Here is a 24,306-nt window from a genome sequence, read left to right as displayed (position 1 = left end):
CCGGAGATCGCTCTCCGGGGCGTTTTCGTAAGGGCTGTATAATTCGCCTAGCCGATGGTCCCGCTCGCCAGGACCGCCAGCAGCAGCAGGGCGACAATGTTGGTGATCTTGATCATCGGGTTCACCGCCGGACCGGACGTGTCCTTGTAAGGATCGCCGACGGTATCGCCGGTCACGGCCGCCTTGTGGGCTTCCGAGCCCTTGCCGTGGACGACGCCGTTCTTGTCGGTGAAGCCTTCCTCGATCACCTTCTTGGCGTTGTCCCAGGCGCCGCCGCCCGAGGTCATCGAAATGGCGACGAACAGGCCGGTGACGATCACCCCCATCAGCATGGCGCCGAGAGCAGCGAAGGCGTTTGCCTTGTCCGAAATACCCAGCACCGCGACGAACAGGACGATCGGCGACAGCACCGGCAACAGCGACGGCACGATCATCTCGCGGATCGCCGCCTTGGTCAGGATATCGACGGCCCGGCCGTATTCCGGCTTCACTTGATAGGTCATGATGCCGGGGTTCTCGCGGAACTGGCGCCGCACTTCCGCGACGACCGATTCGGCCGCCCGTCCTACCGCCATCATCGACATGCCGCCGAACAGGAAGGGCAGCAATCCCCCGAACAGCAGACCGACGACGACGTAGGGATTGGTCAGATCGAAGGCGATCTCTCCCATACCTGCAAAGAAGGGGTAGTCCGCCGGGTTGGCCGAGAAATACTGCAGGTCCGACGTGTAGGCGGCGAACAGCACCAGCGCGCCGAGGCCTGCCGAACCGATGGCGTAGCCCTTGGTCACGGCCTTGGTCGTGTTGCCCACGGCGTCCAGGGCGTCCGTCGAATGCCGCACATCGCTGGGCAGACCCGCCATCTCGGCGATTCCGCCGGCGTTGTCGGTCACAGGTCCGAAGGCGTCGAGCGCCACGATCATTCCCGCCACGCCCAGCATTGTGGTGGTGGCGATGGCGATGCCAAACAGGCCCGCCAACTGGAAGCTGGCCACGATGCCGACGATGATCGTCAGCGCCGGCAGCGCCGTCGCCTCCAGCGAGACGGCCAGGCCTTGAATGACGTTGGTGCCGTGCCCGGACACCGACGCGTTGGCCACCGATCGCACCGGACGGAAGCCGGATCCGGTATAGTATTCGGTCACGACCACGATCGCCGCTGTGACAGCCAAGCCAACCATGCCGGACCAGAACAGCGCCATCGGCTGGATCTCCAGACCGCTGGCCGTCACGATCGGGCCTGTCACCATCTCCTCGATCACCCACCAGACCGCGCCGATTGACAGGACGCCGGTGACGATCAGTCCCTGATAGAGGGCACCCATGATGTTGTTGGACTTGCCCAACCGCACGAAGAAGCTGCCGACGATGGAGGTGACGATGCACACCGCGCAGATCGCCAGCGGCAGCACCATCATCAGATCCACATAGGGCTGCCCCCTGAAGAAGATCGCGGCCAGCACCATGGTCGCGACGGTCGTCACGGCATAGGTCTCGAACAGGTCGGCCGCCATGCCGGCGCAGTCGCCGACGTTGTCGCCCACGTTGTCGGCGATGGTGGCGGCGTTGCGAGGATCGTCCTCGGGAATGCCCGCCTCCACCTTGCCCACCATGTCGCCGCCGACATCGGCGCCCTTGGTGAAGATGCCACCGCCCAGGCGCGCGAAGATCGAGATCAGCGAGGCGCCGAAGCCCAGCGCCACGAGCCCGTCGATCACCTCGCGGCCCGTCGAAGCCAATCCCAGATGCTGGGTCAGCACGATGTAGTAGCCTGACACCCCGATCAGAGCACCGCCCGCTACGAACATGCCCGTGATGGCGCCCGAGCGGAACGCCAGGTTCAACCCCTTGGACAGGCTTTCGGACGCCGCCTGAGCCGTGCGCACATTGGCCCGCACTGAGATCAGCATCCCGGCATAACCGGCCGCACCGGACAGGACAGCGCCGATCAGGAAGCCGATGGCGGCGTAAGCGCCGATCAAGAAGTAGGCGGCGATCAGGATCACGATCCCGACGATGCCGATGGTCAGATATTGCCGCTTTAGATAGGCCGAGGCCCCTTCCTGAATCGCGGCGGCGATCTCTCGCATCTTGTCGTTGCCGGTGCTCGCCTTCATCAGCACGGCGGTCTGAGCGGCGCCATACAGCACCGCCAGCACACCGGCCGCGAAGACCAGCGTAAGTGAGTTCGTCATTGGCGTTTCCATGCCCTTGCAAACAGGCGCGCAGGCCTTGGCGCGGTCGGGCGTTATCGCCTCTGTCCGCCTTCCGGTCCCCCCGCACGCGGCGAACGCGTCAGTGCGTTCTTTGGGATTTGCAAAGGGAGCCTGTCATGGCAGGCGGAGTGACGCAACAGCGGTCGGTCAGGCCGTTCAGCGGGCGGTTTGCATGCCCGTGCGGCGGCGCGGCGACTGGCTGACCACCTCGACGCGCCGGACGGAGCCACGACCCGAGATCGCCGAAGACGCGGCCACCAGCGAGGCGGACAGGGCCCGCTCGTCCAGCCGCGTAAAGTCGCCGGGCACGGTGAAGGGCGTCTTGTGCGCCGCGCGGACGACGGCGTCGCGGAAGAAGGCCTCCTTGGGCTTCATCTGCTCGACGGTCTTGCCGGCGCCCAGTTCGAGCCGGAGGGCGACGAACACATAGTTCCGCAAACGCCCGCCCTCGATGACGGGCAGGCCGAGGCCCGCGATGCTCAGGGCTGCAGGCGCAGACTCCGTTTCGCTGCCGGAGGCGTGAGCGCGACTCGCCACGGCGCCGGTCAGGGCGGCGGTTCCGGCGGCGATCAGTGTTCTACGGTCCATGACGACATCCTGCCGGACGGGCGTTAGGATTCCCTTGCCGTCTCAGCCGTGAGTCCAGCCGCTTCTTGCCATCGGCACGGGCTGACCGTCGTAAAGAACCGTCAGGCCCTGAGCTGCGGTGACTTCGCCGATGCGGGTCAGGCGAATCAGCCGGCGCTCGGCCTCGCGACGCAGGGCGTCCTCGTGGCGCGGATGAGCGGTGAAGGCGATCTCATAGTCGTCGCCGCCGCTGGCCAGATCTTCTAGCGATAGCTGCGGATCGACCCGGTCGTCGAACCATGCTTGGGCCGCTGCGGACAGGGGCAGGACGTTCAGATTGAGCGCCACACCGACCCTGCTGGCTTGCGCAACGTGGGCGAGGTCGGCGGCCAGGCCGTCCGACACATCGACGGATGCGGTGGCGTACTCGCGCACCACGTCGGCGAAGTCGGTCCGGGGCGTGGGCATCCGGTAGTGGCTGACCAAGGCTTGCATCCGCTCGGGCGCCAGAGCCAGTTGTCCTTGCGCCGCCTTCAGGCCCAGAAGGCCGTCCCCGATGACGCCGGTGACGAAGACGAGGTCGCCGACCTGCGCGCCTTCGCGAGAAACGGTCTTGCCTGTCGGCGTCCAACCCAGGGCCGTCAGAGAGAAGGACAGCGGGCCGGGCGTCCTGACCGTGTCGCCGCCGAGCAAATGAACGCCGAACCGCGCCTGATCTTCAGCCAGTCCGGCGGCGAAGGCTTCGCGCTCGGGCCAGCCGCAGCGCTCGGACCAGAAGCAGGACAGCAGATAGCCGAACGGCTCTGAGCCCTTGGCGGCCAGGTCCGACAGATTGACCCGCAGCAGCTTCCTGGCGACCGTGTCCAGCGGATCGTCAGGCAGGAAATGCACGCCCTCGACGATGGCGTCCTTGGTCAGGACGAGGTCATAGCCGGGACGTGACGGCAGCGCCGCCACATCGTCGGCCAGCCCCCTGCCCCACTCGGGATGGGCCAGGGGCTTGAACAGCCGCTCGATCGTCTCGAACTCGCCCGCGACGTCGAGCGCCGGCATTACTTGCGGGTGTCTTTGGCCACGCCGTCCAGCGCCGCGTTGACGAAGCGCGCCTCGGCGTCGTCGAAGAAGGCCTTGGCCAGTTCGACATATTCGTCGATCACGACCTCGCGCGGCGTCTCGGGATGCTTGATCAGCTCCCAGGCGCCCGAACGCAGCAGGGCGCGCAGGGTGGCGTCGATCCGCTCCAGCTTCCAGTTGGAGGCCAGGCGGGCCTTGATGGCCGTGTCGATGTCGCGCTGGCTTTCGATCACGCCGCGCACGATGTCGGCGAAATAGGCCTCGTCGGCCTCGGCCAGGGCTTCGCCCTCGATGTCGGCGTCGAAGCGGAAGTTGGAGAATTCGGTGATCACCGTCTCCACGCCCTCGCCGGCCAGTTCCATCTGATACAGGGCCTGGACGGCGGCGAGACGCGAGACGGTGCGGGCACGACGCTGTTTGGAGCTCAGATTGGGCTCGGCGCGCTGCTTTTCGGCTTCGGCGAGTTGTTCGAGGACGGCTTTGACGCTGTTCGGTTCAGTCATGCGCCGACGCCATGACGCAACCGCTTCTTCAATGCAATGAGGTCCAGGCATGCCTTGGCCGCGCCGCCGCCCTTATCCCCTTCCGAAAGACGGGCCCGATACCAGGCCTGGTCCTCGTCCTCGGTCGTCAGGATGCCGTTGCCGATGATGACGCCCTTGACGCCGAGAGCCATGATGCCGGCCGCCGACTGATCGGAGACGATCTCGAAATGATAGGTCTCGCCACGGATGACCGTGCCCAGGGCGACATAGCCGTCATAGCGGGGGGCGGTCGGAAAGCGGCCCGCCTCCTCGGCCAGGGCGATGGCTGGCGGCACCTCCAGCGCGCCGGGCACGGTGATGACGTCGAAGTCGGCGCCGCGCGCCTTCAGCGTCTCCTTGGCCCCTTCCAGCAGGGCGTCGGCCAGGTCGTCGTAGAAGCGCGCCTCAACGATCAGAATACGGGGGGCTTCGGTCACGCCTTGGTTTCTCCATCCATGTCGCGCCAGCCGACGATGCGCAGGCCGTAGCCTTCCAGCGCCGTCGGCTCGGGTCGCGTCGAACTCATCACGATCATATCCCTGACACCCAGATCCAGCAGGATCTGAGCTCCCACGCCATAGGCGCGCAGCGAGCGATCCATCGCCGCGGGCTTGTCCGCGCCCGCCAGCCGTTCGGCCAGCGAGTTCAGCGACGGATCGCGCAGGAAGACGACGACGCCGGGGCCGTCATGCTCAGTGATCTGTTTCAGGGCGCTGGGCACATAGTCCTGGCGCGCCTCGACATGGCCCAACAGGTCGCAGGCGAAGTCCACCTGATGCATCCGCACCAGTGTCGGTTTGGCCGGATCGATGCGCCCTTTGACCAGGGCCACATGCTCGGCGCCCTCGATGGTGTTCTTGTACAGCATCAGGCGGAACGGGCCGCCGTGAACGCTCTCGAACGGCGTATCCATGATCCGCTCGACGAAGCGTTCGGTGCGGCGGCGATAGGCGATCAGGTCGGCGATGGTGCCGATCTTCAGCCCGTGCAACTGGGCGAAGGCGACCAGATCGGGCATCCGCGCCATCTCGCCGTCGTCCTTGATGATCTCGCAGATCACGCCGGCGGGCGTCAGGCCGGCCATGCGACTGATATCCACAGCCGCTTCGGTGTGGCCGGCGCGGACCAGAACGCCGCCGTCGCGGGCCACCAGGGGGAAGATGTGGCCGGGCGAGACGATGTCATCCATCCCCTTGGACGCATCGGTCGCCACATGAATGGTGCGCGAGCGGTCGGCGGCCGAGATTCCCGTCGTGACGCCGTCCTTGGCCTCAATCGAGACGGTGAAGGCGGTCTTCATGCTCTCGCGGTTGTCGGCGGCCATCGGCGGCAAACGCAGTTGCTGGGCGCGCTCGGCGGTCAGGGCCAGGCACACCAGCCCGCGCGCCTGGCGGATCATGAAGTTGATCTGGTCCGGCGTCGCAAACTGGGCGGGGATGATGATGTCCCCTTCGTTCTCGCGATCCTCGGCGTCCACCAGGATGTAGGGACGGCCGTTGCGGGCGTCCTCAAGGATGTCCTCGATAGGACTGATGGGGCTGTCGTTCATGTTGGCGGCCTGGGCTTGCATCACGCGGTCTCCTGCCACCGCGCGAGGTATCGCGCCAGCATGTCGATCTCCAGATTGACCGGATCGCCCACTTCCAAGCGGCCCAGGGTCGTTACGTCCCAGGTGTGCGGGATGATGTTCAGCGAGAAGACCTGACCCTCGACGGCGTTTACGGTCAGCGACACGCCGTCGACCGTGATCGACCCCTTGGCGGCGATATAACGATGCAGAGGCGCGGGGGCCTCGACCTCGATCCGGTGCGATCCGCCCTCGGGCGTGATCGAAACCACCCGCCCCAGACCGTCGATGTGGCCGGACACTACATGGCCGCCCATCTCGTCGCCCAGCTTGGCGGCCCGCTCCAGATTGACGCCGTCGCCGGTCTTCCAGGCGCCTAGGGTGGTCTTGGACAGGGTCTCGTTCGACACCTCGACGGCGAACCAATCGGCGCCCTTTTCGGTCACCGTCAAGCAGCAGCCCGCGTGGCTGATGGAGGCGCCCAAGTCGATGCCGTCAGTGTTCCATGCGGTCTCGATCTCGTAACGGCGGTCGCGATCGGTCTCGCGGACCTCGCGGACGCGGCCGATGTCGGTGACGATGCCGGTGAACATTTGGACTCTGGACCCCTTGGGAGAAAAAATACCGTCTAATTCGTCTAATCGTCTAAATTGGACGGCGTCAGAGACGGGCGTAGCGTTCCCACAGATCGTCCCCGACGGGCTCGACGCCCAGGCGACGGAACTTGGGGGCGTCAGCCAGCTTTGCAAGAGCCAGGGCCGCGACGCAGGGCCGCCCCTCCCCGCCCAGCAGGACCGGGGCGCGAAACCACTCCAGCGCATCGACGGCGTTTGCGCGCAGGAAGGACGCCGCGACCTGACCGCCGCCTTCGATCAGAACCGATGTGGCGCCGGCGGCTTCCAAGGCTTTCAGCACGGCGGTGATGGTTGGACGACCGTCCTCGGCGGCGACCTGCACGACCTTGGCGGCGCCGATCGTGCGCGGTGCTGTGGCGGTCAGGATCAGGGTGTTTTCGCCCGCGACCTTCGCCGCCTGCGGCGTGCGAAGCCGGCTGTCCAGCACGACGCGCAAGGGTTGATCGACGCTGCGTCCCGGCAGGCGGGCGGTCAATTCGGGATCGTCGTGCAGAACCGTCTCGATGCCGACCAGGATGGCGTCGTGGGCGGCGCGCAGGCGGTGACCCTCAAGCCGCGCCGCCTCGCCGGTGATCCACTGGCTCTCGCCCGAGGCCGTGGCGATCCGCCCGTCCAGGGACGTCGCCAGTTTCAGCGTGACCCGCATCAGGCCTTGCCGGACGGTTCGTCGAACCCTTCGTCGCCCAGGAACTTGGCAAAGTCGCCGGTGTGGCGGAAATCCTTATAGACCGAGGCGTAGCGGACATAGGCCACCTCATCGACGCCCTTCAGCGCCTTCATGATGAAGTCGCCGACTGTGCTGGACGGGATTTCGGTCTCGCCCAGGCTTTCCAGCTGGCGGACGATCCGGTTGACCATCTGCTCGACCTGATCGGCCTGAACCGGGCGTTTGCGCAGGGCCACGCCCAGCGAGCGTTCCAGCTTGTCGCGGTCGAAGGGCGTGCGTCGCCCGTTGCGCTTCAGGATGACCAGTTCACGCAGTTGTACGCGTTCGAACGTCGTGAAGCGCCCGTTGCAGTTCGGGCAGGACCGGCGGCGTCGGATGGCCGAGCCGTCGTCCGACGGCCGGCTGTCCTTCACCTGGGTGTCCTGATGACCGCAAAAAGGGCACTTCATCAGGCGGTTATCCGTAGATCGGGAAGCGGTGCGTCAACTCTCGCACCTGGGCCGCTACGCCTGCGACTACGGCCGGATCGGCTTCGTCGCCGCCGTTCATCGACGAGACGACATCGGCGATCCAGTGCCCGATCTGCTTGAACTCTTCCTCGCCGAAGCCGCGCGTGGTGCCGGCCGGAGTGCCCAGGCGGACGCCCGAGGTGACGGTGAAGGGGGCGGTGTCGAACGGCACGCCGTTCTTGTTGCAGGTCATCAGCGCCTTTTCGAGCTCATGCTCGGTGGCCTTGCCGGTCACGCCCTTGGGCCGAAGGTCGACCAAGGCCAGGTGGCTGTCGGTGCCGCCCGAGACGATAGCCAGGCCGCGCTCGATCAGGACGCCGGACAGGGCCTGGGCGTTCTTGACCACCTGTTGCGCATAGCCCTTGAACTCGGGCTTCAGCGCCTCGCCGAAGGCCACGGCCTTGGCGGCGATGACGTGTTCCAGCGGGCCGCCTTGCAGGCCGGGGAAGACGGCGGAGTTGATCTTCTTGCCCAGATCGACGTCGTTGGAAAGGATCATGCCGCCGCGCGGACCGCGCAGGGTCTTGTGGGTCGTCGTGGTGACGACGTGGGCGTGCGGGATCGGATCCGGATAGGCGCCGCCGGCGATCAGGCCGGCGTAGTGGGCCATATCCACCATGAGATAGGCGCCGACGCTGTCGGCGATCTCGCGGAAGCGCTTGAAGTCGATGTGGCGGCTGTAGGCCGAGGCGCCGGCCAGGATCAGCTTGGGCTTCTCACGCTCGGCCATTTCGGCGACGTGGTCGTAGTCGATCAGATGGGTATCTTCGCGCACCTTGTAGGTCACGGGGCGGAACCACTTGCCCGACTGGTTCGCCGGCGAACCGTGCGTCAGGTGTCCGCCACAGGCCAGATCCATGCCCAGGAAGGTGTCGCCGGGCTGCAGCAGGGTGAAGAAGACCGCCTGGTTCGCCTGGGCGCCCGAGTGCGGCTGGACGTTGGCGAAGGCCGCGCCGAACAGTTGCTTGGCCCGCTCGCGCGCCAGATCCTCGGTCACGTCGACAAACTCGCAGCCGCCGTAGTAGCGACGACCGGGATAGCCTTCGGCATATTTGTTGGTCAGGACCGACCCCTGCGCATCCAGAACCGCCTGGGAGACGATATTCTCGGACGCGATCAGCTCGATCTGCTCGCGTTGACGGCCCAGTTCGCCTTGAATGCCCTTGAAGACATCCGGATCGGCGTCAGCGAGCGTCTTGGTGAAATAGGCGTCGTGGGTGAAGGCCGTCACGCTGGAATCCCCGGAAATCAGAAGCTGGCCTATCTATCCCCAGCCGGGCCCGACCACAACATCTTGTGGTCAGCCTTTGCCTAGAGCCCGCCTCAGCTTGGCGATCGCCACCCGTTCGACGGACTTGGGTTCATTCACCGGCCCCATGGCGCTGACCTCCCGGCCCGTCGCAACGTGGATGGCCGAGCATTTGAGGTAGGGGCCGTTGCGGGTGAACTCGACGATGACCTCTCCGAGGTCGTCGCCCATGGTCATGCGGCGACGGGTCGGCGCGCCACGTTGCAGTGGGCGAACAGCTTGTCCATCGCCTGGACCAGATGGTCCATCATGGCGTCGGTGTGGTTCGGCGAGGGCGTGAAGCGCAGGCGCTCGGTTCCCTTGGGCACGGTCGGATAGTTGATCGGCTGAACATAGACGCCGTACTCGTCCAGCAGCATGTCCGAGATCATCTTGCAGTGGATCGGATCGCCGACGTGCACCGGCACGATATGGCTCTCGCTTTCCATCACCGGGATGCCGGCGGCGGCGAAGCGGGCCTTCAGGGTCGCGGCGCGCTCCTGATGCTGGACGCGCAGTTCGGGATGGGCCTTCAGATGACGCACCGAGGCCAGGGCGCCGGCGGTCAGGGCCGGCGGCAGCGAGGTGGTGAAGATGAAGCCCGAGGCCCAGCTGCGCACCGCATCGATGATCCTGGCGTCGGCGGCGATATAGCCCCCCATCACGCCGATCGCCTTGCCCAGGGTGCATTCGATGATGTCGATCTGGTCCAGCACGCCGTCGCGCTCGGCGACGCCCGCGCCGGTTTCGCCATACAGGCCGACCGCGTGGACCTCGTCCAGATAGGTCAGGGCGCCGTATTTCTTGGCGAGCGCAATCGTGCCGGTCAGATCGGCGATGTCGCCGTCCATCGAGTAGACGCTCTCGAACGCGATCAGCTTGGGCGCATCGGCCGGCGCCGCCGCCAGCAGGGCCTCCAGATGCGCCAGGTCGTTGTGCATGAACACATGACGCTCGCCGCCGCCGTGGCGAATGCCGGCGATCATCGAGGCATGGTTCAGCGAATCGGAGAAGGTGATCAGGCCCGGCAGGATCTTCTGCAGGGTCGACAGCGTCGCCTCGTTGCCGACATAGCCCGAGGTGAACAGCAGGGCTGCTTCCTTCTGGTGCCAGTGGGCCAGTTCGGCTTCCAAATCGACGGCGGAGCGGGTCGTGCCGGAGATGTTGCGCGTGCCGCCGGCGCCGGCGCCTACCGCGTCGATCTCATTATGCATGGCGTCCAGCACGACGGGGTGCTGGCCCATGCCGAGGTAGTCGTTGGAGCACCAGATGACGACGTCCTGTTTGGAGCCATCCTCGCGGCGACGCACAGCCTGCGGAAACTGACCGCGCACGCGCTTCAGATCGGCGAAGACGCGATAGCGCCCTTCGCTGCGAACCTGCTCCACGGAGCTATTAAAGGCGGCCTTATAGTCGAACAAACTACGCGTTCTTTCGCTTATGGCGATGTCTTTGCGTTGTTTGCTCTCCCGAAGCGGGCTTGTCCATGTCCGCCGCATGGACAAAACGCCCCAAACCCTTAATTGATAACGGTTCTCAGTATCGAGATCGATCAGCTCGGCTTGCGGAAGCGATAGACGAACTGGTCCGTCTTGCCGCGGATCTTCTCGTCGAAGACGTTCAGGCTGTGGTCGTCTGCGGGATTGGCGACGGCCTGGCTCGCGCCCTCGAAGACGAAGCCCGCCGCCTCGACCTCGCGCTTCAGATAGTCGCCTTCGATGCGGTGCAGGGTCTGAACCGCCGAGATGCCTGTGCCGGGCGCCGCCTCATGGTCGATCAGGATGTAGCGGCCGCCGGGCTTCAGCGCCGCGAACACCGCCGCGTTCATCCTGGCCACGTCGGTGTTGAAGCCGGGGATGTGGAAGTCGTGGTATTCCTGGCTCATGAAGATCATGTCCAGCGGCTCGGCGAAGGTCATGGAGTCCAGCAGGCCGTTGACGCGCGTCACGTTCGAATAGGCCGCGACAAGCGCATCGGCCCCGGCGTTCTCGCGCGCCATCGTCCGCTCGGGCACGAAGGCGTAGACGCGGCCGGTCGGGCCGACCACGTCGGAAAACAGGCGCGTGAAATAGCCGGCGCCGGGGCGAATGTCGGCGACCTTGTCGCCCGGCTCGAGTTGGGCGAAGGCGAGAATGTCGGCCGGATGACGCAGCGGATCGCGCGCGACCTCTTCGGCTGGACGCTTGGGATCGGCGACCGCATCGGCATAGAGACTGGAATAGCCCGCCGGTTGCGCATCGGCCGCTGCTTGATCGACCATCACGGCATAATCCGAAGCCGGGCTGACCACGGTCCGCTCGCCGCCGTCCGAGTCGATGATGATGCAGCCGGACAGACCTGCCGCCAGAACCAGTGCCGTTGCACCCGCCGCCAATTTCTCGATCATCACCGTCTCCATCGATTTGTCGCGATAGGCTCGCATTTCGCCGATCCGCGCAAGCCGTCATCACGCACGAAACGATCCGACGCATCACGCGATTTGCGCACCGGTCGTTGCGGCGCTAGTCCGACGCTGGATTTTCCAAGGTCTCGCCATGCTTCCCTATCAGCCCGCCCCCTTCCCGCTCGCCCGTCCGCGCCGCCTGCGGTCCAGTCCGTGGGTGCGCAGGCTGGTGGCGGAAACGACCCTGACGCCGGCCGATCTGATCTGGCCGTTGATCGTCCATGACGGCGCCGAGGATCGCGTCCCGGTCGCCTCCATGCCCGGCGTGTTTCGGCTTTCTCCCAAGGCCGCGGCGGCGGCGGCGGTCGAGGCGCGCGACCTCGGCATTCCGATGGTGGCCCTGTTTCCCAATGTCGACGGCGCGATCAAGGATGCGGTCGGCACCGGCGCGACCGACCCCGACGGCCTGATCCCCGACTGCATCAAGGCAATCAAGGACGCCGCGCCCGAGATCGGCGTCATGACCGACGTCGCCTTGGATTGCTATACCGACCATGGCCATGACGGAGTGATGGAGGGCGACCGGATCGCCAACGACGCCTCGCTGGATCGTCTGGCCGAACAGGCCTTCATCCACGCCCACGCCGGCGCCGATGTCGTGGCCCCGTCGGACATGATGGATGGCCGTATCCAGGCGGTGCGAGAGGCGCTGGAGGCCAACGGGTTTCAAGACACGCTGATCCTGTCCTACGCCGCCAAGTTCGCCTCGGCCTTCTACGGTCCCTATCGCGACGCCGTGGGCTCCTCAGCGATGCTTAAGGGCGACAAGAAGACCTATCAGATGGATTACGCCAACTCCGACGAGGCGCTGAAGGAGGTGGCGATGGACCTGTCGGAAGGCGCCGATGCGGTGATGGTCAAGCCGGGCATGCCGTATCTGGATATCGTCCGGCGCGTGTCCGAGACCTTCCGCGTGCCGACCTTCGCCTATCAGGTGTCGGGCGAATATTCGATGATGCAGGCCTCCATCGCCAATGGCTGTCTGGACCAGGACCGAGCGATCCTTGAGACCCTGCACGGGTTCAAGCGCGCGGGTTGCGCGGGGGTGCTGACCTATTTCGCACCGCAGGCCGCACGGCTGCTGGGCTGATGGGCGTTGAGATCCGGCCGATCACGGAGGCCGACTGGCCGGGTCTTTGGCCGATCATCGAGACCGTCACGCGCGCAGGCGAGACCTATACCTATCCGTTGGACATGACCGAGGATCAGGCGCGCCTCCTGTGGACGCCGCCCGCGCCGGGCGCAACTTTGGTGGCTGTCGAGGACGGTCAGGTGCTGGGCGCCGCCAAGATCATTGCAAACCAGCAGGGCAACGGCGCCCACGTCGCGAACGGCAGCTTCATGGTCGCGCCCGAGGCGCGCGGGCGCGGCGTGGCCCGCACTTTGGGCGAGGCTGCGCTGGCTTTCGCGCGGGATGCCGGCTTCCGGTCCATGCAGTTCAACGCCGTGGTCGAGACCAATACCGTCGCCGTGGCGTTGTGGAAGAAGCTGGGCTTCGAGATCGTGGGCACGGTTCCCGAGGCCTTCGATCACCCGACGCACGGGTTGGTCGGCCTGCACATCATGCACCGCCGGCTTTAGGCGTCAGTCGCGGGGTTGCAGTCGCGCCGCCAGGCTGGACGTGTCCCAGCGGTTTCCGCCCAGGCCTTGAACCTCGGCGTAGAACTGATCGACCAGGGCTGTCAGGGACAGGCGCGCGCCGTTCGTGCGCGCCTCGTCCAGCACCAGGCCCAGGTCCTTGCGCATCCAGTCCACGGCGAAGCCGAAGTCGAACTCGCCCTTGGCCGCCGTCTTCCAGCGATTGTCCATCTGCCAGCTTTGCGCGGCGCCCTTGGACACGGCCTCATAGGCGGCGTCGGTGTCCAGTCCCGCGACCTGGGCGAAGTGAACCGCTTCGGCCAGGCCCTGAACGACGCCGGCGATGGCGATCTGGTTGACCATCTTGGTCAGTTGGCCCGAGCCGGCCGGTCCCATATGTTTGATGGCCTTGGAATAGGCCTTCAACACAGGCTCGACCTTCGCAAGGGCGGCAACATCCCCGCCGGCCATGACGCTGAGCTGTCCGTTCTCGGCGCCTGCCTGGCCGCCCGACACGGGCGCGTCGATGAACGCCCGACCCTGCCCATTCGCCAGTTCGGCCATCTCGCGCGCCACCTTGGCCGATGTCGTGGTGTGATCGACGATCACGGCGGCCTCTGACAGATGCGGCAAGGCCTCGGTCACCACGGCCCGCACGTCGTCGTCGTTGCCGACGCACAGGATGAACAGATCGACGCCCCGTGCTGCCTCAGCCACCGTCGCCGCCGCCTTGCCGCCCGTCGCCGCCGCCCAGGCCTCGGCTTTTGAGACAGTGCGATTGAAACCGGTCACGTCGTGGCCCGCCTCGATCAGATGACGGGCCATCGGGGCGCCCATGACGCCCAAGCCGGCGAATGCGATCTTCATGACAGGCTCCTTGATCCTGCCATCGGACTAGGCCGCGCCGCGCCGGGGTTCAAGGTCAACGCCCGGTTAACCTTGGCCAGCCCACAATGGGACACCATTCGTCGGGGTGCGCGTCCATGTCCGTGAGCGATCGTCCGATCCTCATCAAGAAGGTCAAGAAGGTCTCCGGCGGAGGCCACCACGGCGGTGCGTGGAAGGTGGCCTATGCGGACTTCGTGACCGCCATGATGGCCTTCTTCCTGCTGATGTGGCTGATCAACACGACCGACCCGGAGCAGAAGCGCGGCATCGCCGAATATTTCGCACCGGCCAGCGTGTCTGAGACGACGTCGGGTTCAGGCGGCATTCTGGGCGGCACATCGCTGGGCGACGATGGCGTCAAGAGCGCCGGCTCGCAGTCCGTGCTGGAAGAACTGGCGCCCGAGGCGCCTGCAACCGATCAGACAGGCTCCAGCCTGTCGTCCGCCAGCGACGCCGCCCTCCAGGCCGAAATCCAGAAGCGCGAGGCCGCCGAGTTCGCCAGCGCCGCCGAATCGCTGCGTCAGGCCATGCAGTCGATGCCGGAGCTGGCCGAACTGTCGAAACAGCTGATCGTGGACCAGACGCCCGAGGGGCTGCGCATCCAGCTGGTCGATCAGGAAGGCCGGTCGATGTTCGACAACAACTCTGCGCGGCCCAACGCCCGCGCCCAGGTGCTGCTGCGCGCCGTGGCCAAGGTGATCAATCAGTTGCCGAACCGTATCTCCATCACCGGACATACCAGCGCCGCGCCCGGCTCCAGCCGCGCCAGCGCCCCTGCGGACTGGAGCCTGTCGTCCGAGCGCGCCAACGGCTCGCGTCTGGTGCTGCAAGGTTCGGGCGTCGATCCCGACCGGGTCTATTCGGTGGCGGGCAAGGCGGGGTCCGACCCGCTCTATCCGGACGATCCGACCCTGGCCGGCAACCGCCGCATCGCCATCGTGCTGTTGCGCGAGGCGCCGGTCCTGCCATCGGACACCTCGCTGTGACCCGGCTCGGCTGCAACGCGAACAGGCTTGCAGCCGGAACGCGGATGACGCCAAATCGCGCGATGAGCGTTGTATCGTCGCAATATTGGCAAGATCGGATGCGGACCTGAGGCCGTGACCCAGCACGTACCGACCCGACAACTGCGCTTCTTCATGACTTCGGTCGCGCCCTGCCCGTATCTTCCGGGCAAGACGGAGCGGAAAGTCTTCGCCAATCTGCCCTTCTCGGACGGCGCGCACGTCAATGACGAACTGACGCTGGCCGGCTTTCGCCGCAGCCAGAACATCGCCTATCGCCCGGCGTGCGAGGCGTGTGACGCCTGTGTCTCGGTGCGGCTGCCAGTGCCAGAGTTCGCCTTCAGCCGTTCGCAGCGCAAGGTTCTGGCCCGCAACGCCGACCTTTCGCGCGACCTGGTCGAAGCGGAGGCGACGACCGAACAGTTTCAGCTTCTGCGCCGCTATCTGACCACACGCCATCCGACCGGCGGCATGAGCGACATGGGTTGGCTGGATTACGTCGCCATGGTCGAGGATACGGCCGTGCGAACCCATCTGATCGAATACCGCCTACCCTCGACCGACGGCGGGCCGGGCGATCTGGTCGCCGTGACCCTGACGGACCTGCTGAAAGACGGCCTGTCGATGGTCTACAGCTTTTATGATCCGACGATGGAGCGACGCAGCCTGGGCCGGTTCGCTATCCTGGATCACGTGCGCCAGGCCGCCATCGTCGGTCTGCCGTTCGTCTACCTCGGCTATTGGGTCCAGGGCTCGGCCAAGATGGACTACAAGGCCGACTTCCGACCGATGGAAACCCTCGGCAAGCTCGGCTGGTCACGGCGCGACGCCTGAGGCGCCCTTCGTCGCAGCCGGTTCAAATCGTCATCGAAGCATCCTATGTGGGCGGCGACATTACGGAGCCGCGTCTTGCTGATTGTTCTTTCCCCGGCCAAGCGCCTCGATTTCACCGAAGCCGATGCGGCCATTCCGGGTACAAACCGGCGGTTCTTCGAAGATACAGCCAGCCTGTCCAAGACCGCCAAGCGTCAGACCAAGGCGGACCTGCGTCGGCTGATGGGGATTTCCGACGATCTGGCGACCCTGAACGCCGCGCGCTTTAAGGCTTTCGATCCGGAATCGACCGAGGGCGTTCAGGCCGCCTTCGCCTTTGCCGGCGATGTGTATGAGGGCTTGCGAGCGCGCGAACTTGACGCCGAGGCCCTGGCGTTCGCGCAGGATCATTTGCGCATCCTGTCTGGCTTTTACGGCCTGCTGCGTCCGTTGGACCGGATCCAGCCCTATCGCCTGGAGATGGGCACGCGGCTGAAGACGCGTCGTGGGGCCAGCCTGTACGACTTCTGGGGCGACCGGATTTCCAAACAACTGAACGAGGACGCCGAGGGCCAGTCGGATCCGACGCTGGTGAACCTGGCCAGCCAGGAATATTTCGGCGCCGTCGATGCAAAGGCTCTGAAACTGCCTGTCGTCACGCCCCAGTTCCGGGAAGAGAAGAACGGCGAGAGCCGCATCGTCTCTTTCTTCGCCAAGAAGGCGCGCGGGGCCATGTCGCGTTTCGCGATCGACGAGCGCGTGGAACGGGTCGCAGACCTGAAGGCTTTCGACCGGGACGGTTATGCGTTCGACAAGGCCGCCTCGACCGACACCGAGTGGATATTCATCAGATCGGGAAATTCTTGATCCCGGCATCGACCTCCCGCTAATCTCGCCAAAACAATCGAAGGGGCGGATTCATGTCGCAAGAGCCTAACTCTACGGGCGCTGACAGTCGGGCGGCACGCGGTATCGGCGATCTGAAAGGGCAGGTCGCGGCCATCACGGGCTCGACCTCCGGCATCGGACTGGCTCTTGCGCGCGCCGTGGCGGCAGGCGGCGGCGACGTCGTGCTGAACGGTTTGGGCGACAGGGTGGAGATCGAGCATACTCGCGCCGATCTGGAGGCCTCATCCGGCGTTCGCGTCCTCTATCATCCAGCCGATATGACGCGCGGCGAAGAGATCGCCGACATGATCGCCTTCGCTGAACGCGAACTGGGACGCCTGGATATTCTGGTCAACAACGCCGGCATCCAGCACGTCGAATCCGTCGAGAACTTCCCCACCGACCAGTGGGAGAAGATCATCGCGATCAACCTGTCATCGGCCTTTTACGCCACGCGCGCGGCGATCCCGGTCATGAAAGCGCAGGGGCGCGGCCGGATCGTCAACATGGCCTCGGCGCACGGTCTGGTAGCCAGCCCGTTCAAGTCCGCCTATGTCGCGGCGAAGCATGGCGTCATCGGCTTCACCAAGACCACAGCGCTGGAACTGGCGCGCGACAACATCACCTGCAACGCCATCTGCCCCGGCTTCGTCGAGACGCCGATCGTGACCAAACAGATCGCGGATCAGGCGCGCACGCGAAACATGACCGAGGAGCAGGTGCTGACGGACGTGATCCTGGCGGCCCAGCCGACAAAGCGGTTCGTCACGACGGAGGAGCTGACCGGCCTCTTCCTCTACCTGGTCAGCGACCTCGGCGCCTCGGCCAATGGGGCCAGCTTCTCCATCGACGGCGGTTGGACCGCTCAGTAGCAAAGGAAGGCGGCGGTCATGGCGATTTTCAAGCGCAAGACCGCCGAGGCGGCGGACAGCGTTCCCGCCCCTCCCGCCCGACGTCCCATCTGCCTTGCGCTTCAGGGCGGCGGCGCACACGGGGCGTTCCAATGGGGCGTGCTGGATCGCCTGTTGGAAGACGATCGTCTGGATATTCGCGCGGTGTCCGGCGTTTCAGCAGGCGCAATGAACGGCACCGCGTTGGTGTCAGGTCTCGCGTCAGGGGATGGCCGCGCTGCCTTGGATAAGCTCTGGCGAGAGGTGAACCAGTCCGGCGGTCGCAACGTCTTCGGCGACAGCGCGATCTGGAATGCGGCGCGGACGCCTGACTGGATCAAGGACAATCCATTCTGGCGCGCGGGCGAGACGCTGGCGATGTCGATGAGCCCGTATGAATTCAACCCTTTGAACCATAATCCTCTGAAACGGGTTTTGCAGGCCTCGGTCGATTTCGGCGCGGTCCAGGCCTCGGACATCCGGCTTTTCGTCGCCGCCACCGCCGTGCGCCAAGCGAAAGCGCGCATCTTCGAGACGAATGAGATCAACGCCGATGTCCTAATGGCGTCGGCGTGCCTGCCCCATCTGTTTCAAGCCGTGGAGATCGACGGCGAGCCCTATTGGGACGGCGGCTATCTGACCAATCCGCCGCTGTGGCCTTTGACCGGATACGACACGCCGGACGACGTCCTGCTGATCACACTCAATCCGATGGTGCGCGACGAGACGCCGAAAAGCGCAGGCGATATCGTCGATCGGCTGAACGAGATCGTCTTCAACGCCCCGCTGGTCGCCGAACTGCGCGCCATCGCCCTGGCGGGTGACCTGATCGAACACGGGCAGTTGAAAGGCGGCGGCGCGGGACCTTATCGGCACGTCCGGTTGCACGCGATCGAGGCGGATGGCTGGCTCTCGGACCTGTCGCTGCGGTCCAAGTTCAACACCGAATGGAGCTTCCTCAACGACCTGAAGGCGCGGGGCCGTGCGGCCGCCGACGATTGGTTGAACGCGTGCCTGGGCAGCGTCGGACGCCAATCCAGCGTCGATCTTCAGGCCCGTTTCGGCTAGCCGATGAAGCCTGCGGCGCGGCGCAGACGGTCGTTGATGGCTTCACCCAATCCCGTCGTCGGAATCGGCGACACGGCGATACCTGTCGGCCGTGTGCGGTCGGCTTCGCGCAGCAGTCGGAACAAATTGGCGGCGGCTTCGCGCAGGTCGCCCGACGGGCTCAGGCTCCAGCGCGGCTCGCCAGCTTCTGGGCCAAAGCCGAGCAGGATCTCGCCATCACGCGCCTGCTTCGCCTCGATCCGAACCGGCGCATCCGGCGCATAGTGCAGGGTCAGTCGCCCGGGCGAACGATGCCCCTCCCCGCTCTCATGAATGGGACCGACGACCGCCTCGATCTCGGATCGAGTGATGGCGCCGGGACGCAGCAGGGCGACCCCGCCGCCCAACACCGACACGACCGTGCTTTCCAGACCGACCTCACAAGGCCCGCCATCGACCGCCGCTGCGACTGCAAAGCCCGTTTCCTCGACAGCATCCGTGAAGGTCGTCGGGCTCGGGCGGCCGGAACGATTGGCCGAGGGGGCCACGACCGGGCCGCCGAACGCCGCCAACACTTCCCTAGCCACGGAATGCGCCGGAACGCGGATCGCGACGCTGTCCAGCCCCGCGCGCGCCAAGTCGCAAACCCGACGGGCATCCAGGATTGGCGTGATCAGGGTGAAGGGCCCGGGCCAGAAGGCGTCCGCCAAGGCCCGTCCGAGCGGGCCCAACTCGCCGATTTCGGCGGCCGCATCGACATCCACGACATGCGAAATCAGCGGATTAAATTTCGGCCGTCCTTTTGCGGCGAAGATGGCGGCGACCGCTTCGGCATTGCTGGCGTCGGCGCCCAGTCCATAGACAGTCTCGGTCGGCAGCAGGATCAGATCGCCGTTCGCCAGCGCCTGTCCGGCTTGCAGCGGCGTTTGGCTCACGGTCGGCGCGGGATGATCGGGATCATTCGGTGCAGCACATTGTCCCGATCGATGAACTGGTGCTTCAGCGCCGCGATCACATGCAGGGCGATCAAGACGTAGAGACCCTTCACCGCCAGTTCGTGCAGACCCATCAGGCTTCGCGCCGTTTCGCGCCCGCCGCCGACGGGCAGCAAGGGCCAGGAGAAAAGACCGAACCACTCGATCGCGCGCCCGCCCGCAGATGATGCGAGCCAACCAGTCATCGGAATAACGATCAGGGCCAGGTAGAACAGAACGTGCGTCGCGCGCGCCGCCACCTTCTGCCAGCGCGGCAAGGCCGACGGCAAGGGAATCGCCGGATGCGCCAGGCGCCATCCGATCCGCGCAAGGGTCAGCACCAGGATCGTCAGACCCAGCGACTTGTGCAGCATGACGAACTGGCCCGAAATCGGCCCTTCCGTATTCTCATGCGCGGTGATCAGCAGCACCTGCGCCAGGACTGCAGCGGCGATACCCCAGTGCATCAGCAGGGAAACGACCGAATATCGATTGCGGGGCTCGCCCATGTCTTCCCTTCCGCGACGGCACGGCGTCACCATGCATTCAGCCACTTTGCACTGAGACGGGGCGCGTCGCCAAGACGCTTGCAGCGACAGACCCCGACGCGGCACTTAGGCCGCAAAGACGATTGAGGAAACCCATGACCTATCGCGCGCCCGTTCGAGACCTGGCCTTCACTCTGGAATCCGTCGCCGGCATGGCCGACGTGGCTGCAACCGGCGCCTTTCCCGACTATGACGCCGACGTCGCCGGGGCCGTTCTGGAGGCGGCAGGACAATTCTCCGAAGAGGTGCTGGCGCCGCTGAACAGGATTGGGGATCAGAAGGGCTCGACCTACGCTAATGGCGCCGTCACCGCCGCTCCCGGCTTCGCCGACGCCTATCGCCAGTTCGCGGCCGGCGGCTGGACCGGGCTGTCGGCCTCGACCGAAGCGGGCGGACAGGCCCTGCCCAAGGCGCTGGAACTTGCGGCCTACGAGACCGTCCATGCCGCAAACATGGCGTTCGGCCTGTGCCCTATGCTGTCACTGGCCTCGATCGAGGCGCTGGAGCAGGTCGGGACGGAAGAGCAAAAGGCCAAATATCTGACCAAGCTGGTCAGCGGCGAATGGACCGGCGCCATGGTGCTGACCGAGCCGGGCGCCGGATCGGACCTGGGTTCGCTGATCACCACGGCGACGCCCAACGGCGACGGGACCTATGCGCTGAACGGGCAGAAGATCTACATCACTTGGGGCGACCACGACGCGACCGACAACATCGTCCATCTGGTGCTGGCCCGCCTGCCGGACGCCCCCAAGGGGCCCAAGGGCATCAGTCTATTCCTGGCGTCGAAGTTTGCGGTGAAGGAAGACGGCACGCTGGGCGATCGCAACGCCTTCCGCCCCGTCGGCGTCGAGCACAAGCTGGGCATCCACGCCTCGCCGACCTGCGTCATGAGCTATGAGGGGGCGACCGCCGAACTGGTCGGTCAGCCGAACCAGGGCCTGGCCCATATGTTCGTGATGATGAACGCGGCGCGTCTGGCCGTCGGCGTCGAGGGCGTCGGCATCGCCGAACGCGCCTATCAGCACGCCCTCGCCTATGCCCTGGACCGTCGTCAGGGGCGCTCGGTCTGGACTGGCGAGGCCAACGCCCCGATCTTCGACCACCCCGACGTGCGCCGTATGCTCAGCGTCATGAAGGCCAAGATTTCGGCGGCGCGCGCCGTGTGCCTGTCGACCGGCGTCGCCGCCGATCTGGCCCGCCACGCCGGGACCGAAGAGGAACGCCGCCGCTGGAAGGGACGCGAAGACCTGTTCACCCCGATCGCCAAGGCCTGGTCCACCGATGTCGGCTGTGAGGTCGCCTCGATGGGCGTCCAGATCCACGGCGGCATGGGCTTCATCGAGGAGACCGGCGCGGCGCAATACTATCGCGACGCCCGCATCGCCCCGATCTACGAAGGCACCAACGGCATTCAGGCCATGGACCTGGTGGGTCGCAAACTGTCGATGGACGGCGGCGATGCAGCCAAGGCGCTGATCGCGGACATAAAGGCGACGCTGGTCGATCTTGGAAAGCTCTACAGCGGCAAGCCCGTCGAACGGTTAGCCACCGCCATCGAGGCGGTCGAGGACGCGACCCTGTGGCTGCTGGATCAGAAGACCGATCCGAATGCGGCGGCCGACGTGCTGGCGGCGGCCGACGCCTATCTGAAACTGCTGGGCGATGTGGCCGGCGGATGGATGCTGGCCAAGGGCGCGCTGGCGGCCAAGGCGAAGCTGGACGCCAATCACGGTGATCCGGTTTGGCTGCAGGGCAAGCTGGACCTCTACGAAGTCTATGCTGCCAATGTGCTGGGCCACGTCTCCAGCCGTTTGGCGGCCGTGGGTCAGGGCGGCGACCTGCTGCGACGCATGACGGTGGACGCGCTGGCCGGATGATCGGCTCGGCGTTTTTCTTCGTTTGACGTCGATGGGGCCGGACCTTCAAGGTCCGCCCTTCAAACAAGCAGGGAGCGTCCGATGAATCGTCGGCAACTGATCATGTCCACGGCGGCGACCGCCCTCGCCGTTTCGGCCTCCCCCGCGCTCGCCCGTCAGTCCCCCGGATCCCCCATGCCTCAACCGCCCGTCGCCAAGAAAATCCCCGTCGTCATCGAACAGCTGGGCCGCACCCGCACCGACGACTATCAGTGGATGAAGGACGACAATTGGCAGGCGGTCCTGCGCGATCCGACCCTGATCAAGGCCGAGGTCAAGGAACACCTGACCGCCGAGAACGCCTACCGCGAGGCCATGATGGCCTCCACCCTGCCCTTGCAGGAGACGATGTTCGCCGAGATGCGCGGCCGCATCAAGGAAGACGACAGCTCGGTTCCGGCGCCGGACGGCGGCTGGAACTACTATGTCGAATACCAGACCGGAGATCAGCACCCCCGCTACATGCGCGTCGAGCGTCAGGGCACGTGGATGGTCGAGGGTCAGCCGGTGACGAAAAACTTTGTCATGGCCCCGACGCCCCAGCTGCTGCTGGACGCCAATGAACTGGCCAAGGGCAAGGCCTATTCGGAAGTTTCGGCCGCAAGCCACAGCCCGGATCACAGCCTGTTCGCCTATGCCGAGGACGCCCAGGGTTCCGAGGTGCACAAAATCTACGTCAAGGATCTGGCGACCGGCGAGGTGCTGCCCGAGGTGATCGACAGCGCCACCGGAGACTTCGTCTTCTCGCCGGACAGCCAGTGGATCTTCTGGACCAATCGCGACGACAACGGCCGTCCGGATAAGATCTTCCGTCGTCCCGCCCGCGGCGGCGAGACCAGCCTAGTCTATGAGGAAACCGACGACGGCATGTTCATTGGCGTGGGCCGCACGGCCGACGACCAGTTCATCGTCATCGGCATCCAGAACCAGGAAACTTCCGAGGCGCGCTATATCCCCGCTGCGACTCCAACAGCCGAACCCGTTGTGCTGGAGCCGCGCGTGGTGGCGACCCGCTATGACGTCGATCACTGGGGCGACCGCTGGGTGATCCGCACCAATGCGGACGACGCCATCGACTTCAAGATCGTCCAGACCCCGACCGCGACGCCGGCCAAGGCGAACTGGACCGATCTGGTGCCGCACACGCCGGGCCGCTTCATTGAAGGCTTGGACCTGACCAACGCCCATCTGGCGCGTCAGGAACGCGCAGACGCCAACACCCGCATCATCATCCGCGACCGGGCCGGCGCCGAGCATGAGATCGCGGTGGACGAACCGGCCTTCGCCCTGTCGCTGGCCGGCGCCTCCGAATACGAAACGACGACCACACGCTACACCTACAACTCGCCGTCCACGCCGACGCAGACGTTCAACTACGACATGGCGTCGCGCGAGCGGACCCTGCGCAAGACGCAGCAGATTCCGTCCGGTCACAATATCGAAGACTATGTGGTCGAGCGGCTGAACGCCCCGGCAGCCGATGGTCAGCTGGTGCCGGTAACGGTGCTGCGTCGCAAATCGACGCCGGTCGATGGTTCGGCGCCCCTGCTGCTCTACGGATACGGCTCCTACGGCATTCCCATGCCGGCCAGCTTCTCGACCAATCGGCTGTCGCTGGTGGACCGTGGCTGGATCTACGCGATCGCCCACATTCGCGGCGGTTCGGACAAGGGCTGGGGCTGGTTCCTCGACGCCCGGAAGATGACGAAGAAGAACACCTTCACCGACTTCATCGCCTCCGCCGAACACTTGATCGACAAGAAATACGCAAAGGCCGGAAACATCGTGGCCCAAGGCGGATCGGCGGGCGGTCTATTGATGGGCGCGGTCAACAATATGCGGCCCGATCTTTGGGCCGGGATCATCGGTCAGGTGCCGTTCGTGGACGTGATCAACACCATGTCGGACACCTCCCTGCCGCTGACGCCGCCCGAATGGCCCGAGTGGGGCAATCCGATCGAGGACCCGGCCGCCTACGACTATATGATGAGCTATAGCCCCTACGATCAGGTCGAGCCCAAAGACTATCCGGCGGTGTTGGCGACGGGCGGTCTGTCCGATCCGCGCGTCACCTACTGGGAGCCGGAGAAGTGGGTCGCCAAGCTGCGACCCGCGACCACCTCGGGCAAGCCGGTGCTGCTGAAGATCAATATGGAGGCCGGTCACGGCGGCGCGGCCGGGCGGTTCGACTACCTGAAAGAAGTCGCCCACGATTACGCCTTCGCCGTCTGGGCCATCGACAAGGGCTGGGAGCAGGCGTGAGCGGA

Annotated in this window: 25 protein-coding genes; 9 read left to right on the top strand and 16 right to left on the bottom strand. The window is 65.7% G+C overall.

Features of this window, described 5'->3' with window-relative positions; genetic code table 11:
- Window positions 1–47: 47 nt before the first annotated feature.
- The 13 genes from KAK88_RS09695 to KAK88_RS09635 form a co-directional block, all read right to left on the bottom strand.
- Entirely contained in the window at window positions 48–2,195 is a 2,148-nt protein-coding gene (locus KAK88_RS09695) for a sodium-translocating pyrophosphatase (protein WP_242076487.1), read from the bottom strand.
- A 177-nt stretch (window positions 2,196–2,372) separates the two neighbouring features.
- Window positions 2,373–2,804, bottom strand: coding sequence for a hypothetical protein (locus KAK88_RS09690; protein WP_242076486.1), 432 nt, complete (start codon window positions 2,802–2,804; stop codon window positions 2,373–2,375).
- 42 nt (window positions 2,805–2,846) lie between these two features.
- The gene (gene thiL / locus KAK88_RS09685) at window positions 2,847–3,836 is read right to left on the bottom strand and encodes a thiamine-phosphate kinase (RefSeq protein WP_242076485.1); all 990 of its coding nucleotides are present in this window, start codon (window positions 3,834–3,836) and stop codon (window positions 2,847–2,849) included.
- The gene (gene nusB / locus KAK88_RS09680) at window positions 3,836–4,360 is read right to left on the bottom strand and encodes a transcription antitermination factor NusB (protein ID WP_017503912.1); all 525 of its coding nucleotides are present in this window, start codon (window positions 4,358–4,360) and stop codon (window positions 3,836–3,838) included. Before nusB ends, thiL begins: the two co-directional genes overlap by 1 nt.
- Window positions 4,357–4,818, bottom strand: a complete 462-nt coding sequence (ribH, locus tag KAK88_RS09675) for a 6,7-dimethyl-8-ribityllumazine synthase (RefSeq protein ID WP_017503913.1) — start codon at window positions 4,816–4,818, stop codon at window positions 4,357–4,359. Before ribH ends, nusB begins: the two co-directional genes overlap by 4 nt.
- Window positions 4,815–5,951, bottom strand: a complete 1,137-nt coding sequence (ribB, locus tag KAK88_RS09670) for a 3,4-dihydroxy-2-butanone-4-phosphate synthase (protein WP_055753613.1) — start codon at window positions 5,949–5,951, stop codon at window positions 4,815–4,817. The genes ribH and ribB overlap by 4 nt, the downstream gene beginning before the upstream one ends.
- A complete protein-coding gene (locus tag KAK88_RS09665) occupies window positions 5,951–6,541 on the bottom strand; it encodes a riboflavin synthase (RefSeq protein WP_242076484.1) in 591 nt (196 codons plus the stop codon). The genes ribB and KAK88_RS09665 overlap by 1 nt, the downstream gene beginning before the upstream one ends.
- 67 nt (window positions 6,542–6,608) lie before the next feature.
- Complete coding sequence (locus KAK88_RS09660; protein WP_242076483.1) at window positions 6,609–7,229, bottom strand: RibD family protein; 621 nt, start codon at window positions 7,227–7,229, stop codon at window positions 6,609–6,611.
- Entirely contained in the window at window positions 7,229–7,699 is a 471-nt protein-coding gene (nrdR, locus tag KAK88_RS09655; RefSeq protein ID WP_039245113.1) for a transcriptional regulator NrdR, read from the bottom strand. The genes KAK88_RS09660 and nrdR overlap by 1 nt, the downstream gene beginning before the upstream one ends.
- 7 nt (window positions 7,700–7,706) lie before the next feature.
- Window positions 7,707–8,990, bottom strand: a complete 1,284-nt coding sequence (gene glyA, locus KAK88_RS09650) for a serine hydroxymethyltransferase (RefSeq protein WP_174085132.1) — start codon at window positions 8,988–8,990, stop codon at window positions 7,707–7,709.
- A gap of 69 nt (window positions 8,991–9,059) precedes the next feature.
- Window positions 9,060–9,245 carry a DUF6898 family protein gene (locus KAK88_RS09645; RefSeq protein WP_242076482.1) on the bottom strand — a complete coding sequence of 62 codons (186 nt, stop codon included), beginning with the start codon at window positions 9,243–9,245 and terminating at the stop codon, window positions 9,060–9,062.
- Complete coding sequence (hemA, locus tag KAK88_RS09640) at window positions 9,242–10,468, bottom strand: 5-aminolevulinate synthase (RefSeq protein ID WP_242076481.1); 1,227 nt, start codon at window positions 10,466–10,468, stop codon at window positions 9,242–9,244. Before hemA ends, KAK88_RS09645 begins: the two co-directional genes overlap by 4 nt.
- A gap of 131 nt (window positions 10,469–10,599) precedes the next feature.
- Complete coding sequence (locus tag KAK88_RS09635) at window positions 10,600–11,433, bottom strand: class I SAM-dependent methyltransferase (protein WP_242076480.1); 834 nt, start codon at window positions 11,431–11,433, stop codon at window positions 10,600–10,602.
- A gap of 148 nt (window positions 11,434–11,581) precedes the next feature.
- Here KAK88_RS09635 and hemB point away from each other — a divergent pair, with 148 nt between their 5' ends.
- Together hemB and KAK88_RS09625 are read left to right on the top strand one after the other, a co-directional pair.
- Window positions 11,582–12,580 carry a porphobilinogen synthase gene (gene hemB, locus KAK88_RS09630; RefSeq protein WP_242076479.1) on the top strand — a complete coding sequence of 333 codons (999 nt, stop codon included), beginning with the start codon at window positions 11,582–11,584 and terminating at the stop codon, window positions 12,578–12,580.
- The gene (locus tag KAK88_RS09625; protein WP_242076478.1) at window positions 12,580–13,071 is read left to right on the top strand and encodes a GNAT family N-acetyltransferase; all 492 of its coding nucleotides are present in this window, start codon (window positions 12,580–12,582) and stop codon (window positions 13,069–13,071) included. Before hemB ends, KAK88_RS09625 begins: the two co-directional genes overlap by 1 nt.
- Window positions 13,072–13,074: 3 nt before the next feature.
- On the opposite strand, the gene KAK88_RS09620 is transcribed toward KAK88_RS09625, so the two are convergent.
- Entirely contained in the window at window positions 13,075–13,935 is an 861-nt protein-coding gene (locus tag KAK88_RS09620) for an NAD(P)-dependent oxidoreductase (protein ID WP_242076477.1), read from the bottom strand.
- 116 nt (window positions 13,936–14,051) lie between these two features.
- On the opposite strand from KAK88_RS09620, the gene KAK88_RS09615 reads away from it, so the two are divergent.
- The 5 genes from KAK88_RS09615 (at window position 14,052) to KAK88_RS09595 (ending at window position 18,619) form a co-directional block, all read left to right on the top strand.
- Window positions 14,052–14,942, top strand: coding sequence for a flagellar motor protein MotB (locus KAK88_RS09615; protein WP_045811177.1), 891 nt, complete (start codon window positions 14,052–14,054; stop codon window positions 14,940–14,942).
- A gap of 114 nt (window positions 14,943–15,056) precedes the next feature.
- A complete protein-coding gene (locus tag KAK88_RS09610; protein WP_242076476.1) occupies window positions 15,057–15,794 on the top strand; it encodes an arginyltransferase in 738 nt (245 codons plus the stop codon).
- Between the two features lie 75 nt (window positions 15,795–15,869).
- The gene (gene yaaA, locus KAK88_RS09605; RefSeq protein WP_242076475.1) at window positions 15,870–16,640 is read left to right on the top strand and encodes a peroxide stress protein YaaA; all 771 of its coding nucleotides are present in this window, start codon (window positions 15,870–15,872) and stop codon (window positions 16,638–16,640) included.
- Between the two features lie 53 nt (window positions 16,641–16,693).
- Entirely contained in the window at window positions 16,694–17,533 is an 840-nt protein-coding gene (locus tag KAK88_RS09600) for a 3-hydroxybutyrate dehydrogenase (protein ID WP_242076474.1), read from the top strand.
- An 18-nt stretch (window positions 17,534–17,551) separates the two neighbouring features.
- Entirely contained in the window at window positions 17,552–18,619 is a 1,068-nt protein-coding gene (locus tag KAK88_RS09595; RefSeq protein ID WP_242076473.1) for a patatin-like phospholipase family protein, read from the top strand.
- On the opposite strand, the gene KAK88_RS09590 is transcribed toward KAK88_RS09595, so the two are convergent.
- Complete coding sequence (locus KAK88_RS09590; RefSeq protein ID WP_242076472.1) at window positions 18,616–19,533, bottom strand: L-threonylcarbamoyladenylate synthase; 918 nt, start codon at window positions 19,531–19,533, stop codon at window positions 18,616–18,618. The genes KAK88_RS09595 and KAK88_RS09590 overlap by 4 nt on opposite strands.
- A complete protein-coding gene (locus tag KAK88_RS09585) occupies window positions 19,530–20,081 on the bottom strand; it encodes a cytochrome b (protein ID WP_137721589.1) in 552 nt (183 codons plus the stop codon). Before KAK88_RS09585 ends, KAK88_RS09590 begins: the two co-directional genes overlap by 4 nt.
- A 134-nt stretch (window positions 20,082–20,215) precedes the next feature.
- Here KAK88_RS09585 and KAK88_RS09580 point away from each other — a divergent pair, with 134 nt between their 5' ends.
- Both KAK88_RS09580 and KAK88_RS09575 read left to right on the top strand, forming a co-directional pair.
- Window positions 20,216–22,000: an acyl-CoA dehydrogenase gene (locus KAK88_RS09580; protein WP_242076471.1), complete on the top strand. Its 1,785-nt coding sequence runs from the start codon at window positions 20,216–20,218 to the stop codon at window positions 21,998–22,000.
- Between the two features lie 81 nt (window positions 22,001–22,081).
- Window positions 22,082–24,301 (top strand): S9 family peptidase, encoded by a 2,220-nt coding sequence (locus tag KAK88_RS09575; RefSeq protein ID WP_242076470.1) that lies wholly within the window; start codon window positions 22,082–22,084, stop codon window positions 24,299–24,301.
- Window positions 24,302–24,306 lie beyond the last annotated feature (5 nt).

Source organism: Brevundimonas diminuta, from assembly GCF_022654015.1.
GTDB classification, from domain to species: domain Bacteria; phylum Pseudomonadota; class Alphaproteobacteria; order Caulobacterales; family Caulobacteraceae; genus Brevundimonas; species Brevundimonas diminuta_C.
The sequence above is the reverse complement of the archived record's forward strand: the minus strand, read 5'-3'. Positions and strand labels throughout refer to the sequence as shown.

Bases quoted from the DNA above. Each gene is read 5' to 3' on its own strand.
- KAK88_RS09695 (WP_242076487.1), bottom strand. From the start codon at position 2,195: ATGACGAACTCACTTACGCTGGTCTTCGCGGCCGGTGTGCTGGCGGTG.
- KAK88_RS09690 (WP_242076486.1), bottom strand. From the start codon at position 2,804: ATGGACCGTAGAACACTGATCGCCGCCGGAACCGCCGCCCTGACCGGC.
- thiL (WP_242076485.1), bottom strand. From the start codon at position 3,836: ATGCCGGCGCTCGACGTCGCGGGCGAGTTCGAGACGATCGAGCGGCTG.
- nusB (WP_017503912.1), bottom strand. From the start codon at position 4,360: ATGACTGAACCGAACAGCGTCAAAGCCGTCCTCGAACAACTCGCCGAA.
- ribB (WP_055753613.1), bottom strand. From the start codon at position 5,951: ATGCAAGCCCAGGCCGCCAACATGAACGACAGCCCCATCAGTCCTATC.
- KAK88_RS09665 (WP_242076484.1), bottom strand. From the start codon at position 6,541: ATGTTCACCGGCATCGTCACCGACATCGGCCGCGTCCGCGAGGTCCGC.
- KAK88_RS09660 (WP_242076483.1), bottom strand. From the start codon at position 7,229: ATGCGGGTCACGCTGAAACTGGCGACGTCCCTGGACGGGCGGATCGCC.
- nrdR (WP_039245113.1), bottom strand. From the start codon at position 7,699: ATGAAGTGCCCTTTTTGCGGTCATCAGGACACCCAGGTGAAGGACAGC.
- KAK88_RS09645 (WP_242076482.1), bottom strand. From the start codon at position 9,245: ATGACCATGGGCGACGACCTCGGAGAGGTCATCGTCGAGTTCACCCGC.
- KAK88_RS09635 (WP_242076480.1), bottom strand. From the start codon at position 11,433: ATGATCGAGAAATTGGCGGCGGGTGCAACGGCACTGGTTCTGGCGGCA.
- hemB (WP_242076479.1), top strand. From the start codon at position 11,582: ATGCTTCCCTATCAGCCCGCCCCCTTCCCGCTCGCCCGTCCGCGCCGC.
- KAK88_RS09625 (WP_242076478.1), top strand. From the start codon at position 12,580: ATGGGCGTTGAGATCCGGCCGATCACGGAGGCCGACTGGCCGGGTCTT.
- KAK88_RS09620 (WP_242076477.1), bottom strand. From the start codon at position 13,935: ATGAAGATCGCATTCGCCGGCTTGGGCGTCATGGGCGCCCCGATGGCC.
- KAK88_RS09615 (WP_045811177.1), top strand. From the start codon at position 14,052: ATGTCCGTGAGCGATCGTCCGATCCTCATCAAGAAGGTCAAGAAGGTC.
- KAK88_RS09600 (WP_242076474.1), top strand. From the start codon at position 16,694: ATGTCGCAAGAGCCTAACTCTACGGGCGCTGACAGTCGGGCGGCACGC.
- KAK88_RS09595 (WP_242076473.1), top strand. From the start codon at position 17,552: ATGGCGATTTTCAAGCGCAAGACCGCCGAGGCGGCGGACAGCGTTCCC.
- KAK88_RS09585 (WP_137721589.1), bottom strand. From the start codon at position 20,081: ATGGGCGAGCCCCGCAATCGATATTCGGTCGTTTCCCTGCTGATGCAC.
- KAK88_RS09580 (WP_242076471.1), top strand. From the start codon at position 20,216: ATGACCTATCGCGCGCCCGTTCGAGACCTGGCCTTCACTCTGGAATCC.
- KAK88_RS09575 (WP_242076470.1), top strand. From the start codon at position 22,082: ATGAATCGTCGGCAACTGATCATGTCCACGGCGGCGACCGCCCTCGCC.